Here is a 5,872-nt window from a genome sequence, read left to right as displayed (position 1 = left end):
GCGCTCGGCCGCTCGCGGACGCAGGCGCGACCGCCCTCGCCCGTCGTGTCCGCCTTGGCCGCGCTCGGCGACGCCTCCTACGCGCTCTACCTCGTCCATCCCTTCGTCCTGCGCGGCCTGCGCGAGGCGCTCGCGCGCATCGACCTCGCATTGTGGCTCGGCCCCTGGGTCGCGCTCGGCGTGATGGTGGCCCTGAGCGTCGTGGCGGCCCTGCTCGTCCACCGCCATGTCGAGCGCCCGATGATGCGTCTCGCCCGCGCCCGCCTCGATCCCGATCGCCATTCCCTTCCGAGGCCGAAAACCGTGTGAGCGCCGGGCGGCTGCGAGTTTCCCGCCGCGGCGATCCGCATTAGCGTCGCGACGGTGATGGCGAACCCGAGCGAGGCGACGCGATGAAGACCCTGCTGGTGCCGATCGCGCTCCACGACGCCCTGCCCTCGGTGCTGGAGACGACCCGCCTCGTGGCACAGCGCTTCGGCAGCCTGATCGAGGGCGTGTCGCTGCGGCCGGCGCTCGCCGAGTACGTGCCCGTCGACATGGTCGGCGGCATGACCTGGCTGCGCGACGAGGAGGCCGACCGGGCCGAGGCCGAGGAGGCGGGCGGGCGCTTCGTCGCCTTCATGGACGGGGCCGGCATCCCGCGCCACGCCCGCGACGGCCTGTGCGTTCCCGAGAACGTCGCCGGCGCCGGCGCGCGCTATCGCTGGCGGCAGGACGTGCCGGCGGGCGACGCCTTCCTCGGGCAGTACGCGCGCCTGTTCTCGGCCACCGTCGTCGGCCGCCCCGGCGCCGCCGACGGCACGCCGCGCATGACCACCCTGGAGACGGCGCTGTTCGAGGGCGGCCGCCCGATCCTGGTGGCCCCGCCGACCCCGCCGACCCGGTTCGGCGACGCGATCCTGGTCGCCTGGAACGGCTCGACCGAGACCGCGCGCGCCGTCGCCTTCGCGATGCCGCTGCTGCGGGCCGCCTCCCGCGTGCTGGTGCTCAGCGTCGAGGGCGGCACGGTGCCGGGCCCGAGCGCCGAGGACCTCGCCCGCTCGCTCGCCTGCGAGGGCGTGGCCGCCGACCACAAGGCGCTTCCCGCCGGGCGCCGGACGCCGGGCGAGACCTTCCTCGCCGAGGCGAAGGAGTTCGGCTCCGACCTGCTGATCAAGGGCGCCTACACCCAGAGCCGGCTGCGGCAGATGATCTTCGGCGGCCCGACGAGCCACCTGCTCGCCCACGCCGACCTGCCGATGCTGATGGCGCACTGACGGCGTGTGCCGCGCGCGAAGCGGGAACCTCGACCGTTCGCCCGACGTTCGCGCCTCGCCGGCCATCCCGGTCGAGTGAGGGGCTGACGACAGTGATCCGAGCTTGTCTGATCGCGCTCGCGATGGGTGCGACCTCCGTTGCGGCGCAGGCCGCGGAATCCTTCGCGCGCTACCAGGGCACCGTCGAGGCCCGCGACGCCGACACGCTGACGATCCGGCGCGCGGCCGGCGGGTCCGTCACCGTCCTGATGAACGTGAAGACGCGCCTGTTCATCGCGACCGCAGGCCGCCTCCGCGACATCAAGCCGGAGAGCTACGTCAGCATCGTCTCGGTGCCCGGCGCCGACGGCAAGCCGAAGCCGATCAAGGTCGCGATCTACTCGCCGTCCGAGCGCGGCTTCGAGGCCGGCACCAAGCCCTGGGACGCGGCCCCCGACGCGCGGCTCACCGCGGGCTGGATCGGCGGCCTGTCGCTCGATCCGCCGCGGCAGGTCGAGCTGGTCTACGACGGCGGCAGCAAGTCCTTCACCATCCCGCCCGGGACGCCGACGGCGCAGATCGCCCCGGGCGAGAGGGCTCTGCTCGTGCCCGGCGCCGACGTCGTGGTGCTCGCGCGCACCGACGCCGACGGTCTCGTCAACGCCGATCTCGTCGCGGTCGGCCGCGCGGGAACCGAGCCGACGCTGTGACATCGCGCACAGCGCGACGCCGCCGGCCGGTTCGGGCCGGCGGCCCGTGAGCGCGGGCATGGCGCCGGGACGCGCGCCCGCGCTACATCGCCCGGCATGACCGATTTCCTTCTCGATTCCCGGCTCGCCGCCGACACCGTGCCGGTCGGCGACCTCGGCCTCTGCTCCGTCCTGCTGATGGACGATTCCCGCTTCCCGTGGCTGATCCTGGTGCCGCGCCGGGCGGCTGTGAGCGAGCTCACCGATCTCGCCGCCGAGGATGCCGCCGCCCTGTGGCGGGAGGTCCACCTCGCCACCGGGGTGATGCTGGCGCTGGCCAAGCCCGACAAGGTCAACGTCGCGACGCTCGGCAACGTGGTGGCACAGCTCCACGTCCACGTGGTCGGGCGCTTCCTGTCGGATCCGGCCTGGCCCGGCCCGGTCTGGGGCTTCGAGGCGCGAAAGCCGTATCCGCACCATGCCCGCGCGCAGCTCGCCGAGCGGGCCGGCGCCCTGTTCGCAGCAGCCTGAGGTGGCGATGACCGACCCCTTCGCCACCCTGGGCTTCACGCAGAGCCGGCTCGTCCGCCATTCCTCGGAGCAGGCGGAGGACGCGGTGCCGCCCCCCGACGCGCGGGGCACCCGGCTGGTGCTCCTGGCCGGCGACGCGCTCGTGCTTCGGGGCGGGAGCGCGATCCTGGAGGCCGAGGACGGCGTCCGCGCGAACCCCCTGATCACCCAGGAGCGGATCTTCCTCGGGCATCTCGACGGGCGGCCGATCTTCGCGGCGGTGGCGGCGCCGGAGGCGGCCGAGGCCTATGCCGGCGACGGCTTCCGGACGCTCGACCTGCGCACCATTGCCACCGAGGGCGCCGTGCCGCAGGACGAGCTCGGCCTGCTCGCCACCGCGAAGTCGATGCTCGGCTGGCACGCGCGCAACCGCTTCTGCGCCAATTGCGGCACGCAGACCCTGGTCCGCGCCGGCGGCTTCCGGCGGGAATGCCCGACCTGCGCCGCCCATCACTTCCCGCGCACCGACCCGGTGGTGATCATGCTGATCCGCCGCGGCGAACGCTGCCTGCTTGGGCGCGGCCCGCACTTCAAGGAGGGGATGTACTCGTGCCTCGCCGGCTTCCTCGAGCCCGGCGAGACGATCGAGGCCGCGGTCGCGCGCGAATCCTACGAGGAGACGCGGGTGCGGGTCGGCGCGGTCGGCTATCACATCTCGCAGCCCTGGCCGTTCCCGTCCTCGCTGATGATCGGCTGCACGGCGGAAGCGCTGGACGAGACCATCGTCACCGACCCGACCGAGCTCGCCGACGCCCGCTGGTTCGACCGCGCCGAGGTGCTGGCGATGCTGGAGCGGCGCCACCCGGACAACCTCTTTGCCCCACCGGCGATGGCGATCGCGCACGTGCTGATGCGCGCCTTCGTCGAGGGGCGGGCCTGAGGGCCGAAACCCGTCGTTTGCCACCGACTGCAGCCGCCCGGAGTCGGTCATTCCTCGCCGGGCCGCTTCCGGGCAAACAGTGAAACGGCCCGACATCTCCCCCGTCTCGCCGCGCCGGGCAGACCACCTGACACGCGGATCGGAACGGGCTCCGCGAACGCGCTTGCAGGTTTCCTGCTCGTCGATCAGCTCGCGATCTTCTCAAGGCGCCCGAGACTTTGGAGAAGATCCTCGAACCGGGCCGCCGGCAGCGCCTTGGCGTACAGGAATCCCTGGCCCTGCTTGCAGCCCATCTCGAGCAGCCGCGCCTCCTGGTCCGACGTCTCGATTCCTTCTGCGATGATGTCCAATCCGATGTCGTTCCCGATCTGGATGATGGAGCGCACGATCGCCGCATCGTGCTGATCGGTCATCAGGTCCCGGACGAATCCGCGATCGATCTTGAGGCGGGTCAGAGGGAAACGCTTGAGCGAGCTCAAGGAGGCGTAGCCGGTGCCGAAATCGTCGAAGGAAATGCCGACCCCGCGACGATGCAGGTCGCGAAACGGGCGGAGGACAGGCTCGTCGACCTTCAGGAAGATCGTTTCCGTGATTTCCAGCTCCAGCATCTCCGGGCTCAGCCGGTGCCGCTGGAGAGCGTCGGCGACATCCGACGTCAGCGTTCCCGACCGGACCTGGGCGGTAAACAGGTTGACGCCCATTTTCCGGATCGGGAGCCCTGCGTCGCGCCAAGCCGCCATCTGCCGGCAGGCTTCGTCGAGGATCCAGCGTCCGACCTCGAGTGCCAGGGGGTGCTCCTCGAGCTGGGACAGGAAGGCGCCCGGAAACAGCAGACCGCGTTCGGGGTGCTGCCATCGCAGGAGGGCCTCCGCACCGTTGATGCGCCTGGTATCCAGAGCCACCTGCGGTTGGTAGTGGAGCACGAACTCACCGGCCGCGACCGCCCTGCGCAACTCCGACTGCAGCGCCAGTCGCGAAAGCAGCGCGCTCCGCATGTCGGGCTGAAACAAGCGGAAGCGACGCTTGCCGTCCTGTTTCGCGCGAAAGAGCGCCAAGTCCGCATTGCCGACGAGCTCGCCTGCCGACAGGCCCTGCGTCGGGCTGATGGCGCCTCCGATGCTGGCGCCCAGGTGGAAGGTATGACCTAAGACGCAGAACGGTGCCGCGAAGGCGTCGAGAAGCGCGGCGGCACTGGCTGCGACTTGCAGGGGATCGGTGGCGCCCGGCAGCATCACCGCGAACTCATCGCCGCCGAACCTGGCGACGATCGCATCCTGATCGAGCCAGGCCGGCAGACGGATGGCGAGGGTTTGGAGGACGGCATCACCGGTGCCGTGCCCCCAGCTGTCGTTCACCTCCTTGAATCCATCGAGGTCGAGCATGAGGACGCACGTGGCCTGACCGGCGGCGAGCCTCGCGTCGAGCGTCTCTTCGAAGGAAGCGCGGTTGGGCAATCCGGTGAGCGTGTCGTGATGCGCGAGCCTGACCAGATGCTCGTCGCGGGCGCGCCATTCCGAGATGTCGCGCATGATCGCCCCGAAGCCGAGGCCGAAGCGGTCTCTCCAGATCGACAACGTGAATTCGGCCGGAAACTCGCTGCCGTCGCAACGTCTCGCGGTGACCTCGATCGTTCGACCGGCCATCCGGGAGGGCTCGTTGCGGGCGATGCGCGCCAAACCCGCCGCGTGGCTGGCGCGAAACCGTTCGGGAACGACGAGATCGACGTTTTGGCCCAGCATCGCGCCGGGTCCGTATCCGAAGAGCGCCTCGGCCGCCTCGTTCACGAAGGTGATCCGACCGGTGCCGTCGTTGGCGATGAACGCATACGTGGCGGCCCGCGCGAGTCCCACAGCGCCGGCCAACGCGGTCTCCGACGAGACGGGGTCGTGAGAACCGAATGCTTGCTCGGTCGCGTCGATGTCGGTCATCACTTCAGCTCAATGGAATCCACGCATTGCGAAGAAGCAATATGTCACATTAATCGGATCAAATTAAACTTGTGTTACAGTAAATCCAATCGATTAAAAAACTACTGGATTCTGATTTTACTCCTAGAATAACTGTGGTTTTGGGTGCGCAAACCGCGCCGAACACACTCGGAGCGCACGGCCCATGAACGCCCGTTTCCGAGCGCAGCAATCGGCTGCTGCGGCTGCAGCGGGCCGTGTCAGACCATGCCTCAAATCTCGATCGCCCGGCGCCCGCCCATCCCGGCGGGATCGAGGGCGACGCTCTTGATCACCGCGTGGACGGGGCGGCCGACCGCGAGGTCGAGGTCGCGCACGGCGGCCCCGGTCAGGCGGGCCGCAAGCACCGCCCCGCCGCACGCCACCTCGACCATCACCGCGTTGCCCGCCGGGATCAGCGCCGCGACCCGGCCGGAGAGGATGTTGCGCGCGCTGAGGCCCGACGGCACCGCGGTCGCGATCAGCACGTCGCGGGCCGGCACGCGCACCCGCACGACGCTGCCGATCGCGCGCGGCAGGAGCGGGACGAGC

General features: G+C 70.5%; 7 protein-coding genes. 5 read left to right on the top strand and 2 right to left on the bottom strand.

What is annotated here, in order from left to right:
• The 5 genes from FV230_RS23460 to nudC all read left to right on the top strand — a co-directional run.
• Positions 1-309: acyltransferase family protein (locus FV230_RS23460; protein WP_147844111.1), on the top strand; the 309-nt coding region annotated here is incomplete at its 5' end.
• Positions 310-392: 83 nt separating this feature from the next.
• Complete coding sequence (locus tag FV230_RS23455) at positions 393-1,256, top strand: universal stress protein (protein WP_147728435.1); 864 nt, start codon at positions 393-395, stop codon at positions 1,254-1,256.
• A gap of 122 nt (positions 1,257-1,378) precedes the next feature.
• The gene (locus FV230_RS23450; RefSeq protein ID WP_147844110.1) at positions 1,379-1,945 is read left to right on the top strand and encodes a hypothetical protein; all 567 of its coding nucleotides are present in this window, start codon (positions 1,379-1,381) and stop codon (positions 1,943-1,945) included.
• Positions 1,946-2,041: 96 nt separating this feature from the next.
• Positions 2,042-2,455, top strand: a complete 414-nt coding sequence (locus FV230_RS23445) for an HIT domain-containing protein (RefSeq protein WP_147844109.1) — start codon at positions 2,042-2,044, stop codon at positions 2,453-2,455.
• 7 nt (positions 2,456-2,462) lie between these two features.
• Positions 2,463-3,374, top strand: a complete 912-nt coding sequence (gene nudC, locus FV230_RS23440) for an NAD(+) diphosphatase (protein ID WP_147844108.1) — start codon at positions 2,463-2,465, stop codon at positions 3,372-3,374.
• Between the two features lie 185 nt (positions 3,375-3,559).
• On the opposite strand, the gene FV230_RS23435 is transcribed toward nudC, so the two are convergent.
• The gene (locus tag FV230_RS23435; protein ID WP_147844107.1) at positions 3,560-5,302 is read right to left on the bottom strand and encodes an EAL domain-containing protein; all 1,743 of its coding nucleotides are present in this window, start codon (positions 5,300-5,302) and stop codon (positions 3,560-3,562) included.
• Positions 5,303-5,553: 251 nt separating this feature from the next.
• Positions 5,554-5,872, bottom strand: a 319-nt coding sequence (locus FV230_RS23430) for a TOBE domain-containing protein (protein ID WP_187275597.1), incomplete at its 5' end; no start/stop codon positions are given.

The sequence above is a fragment of the Methylobacterium sp. WL6 genome, from assembly GCF_008040095.1.
Taxonomy (GTDB): Bacteria; Pseudomonadota; Alphaproteobacteria; order Rhizobiales; family Beijerinckiaceae; genus Methylobacterium.
Note: the sequence above shows the minus strand (reverse complement) of the source record. Positions and strands in the feature narration are given on the sequence as shown.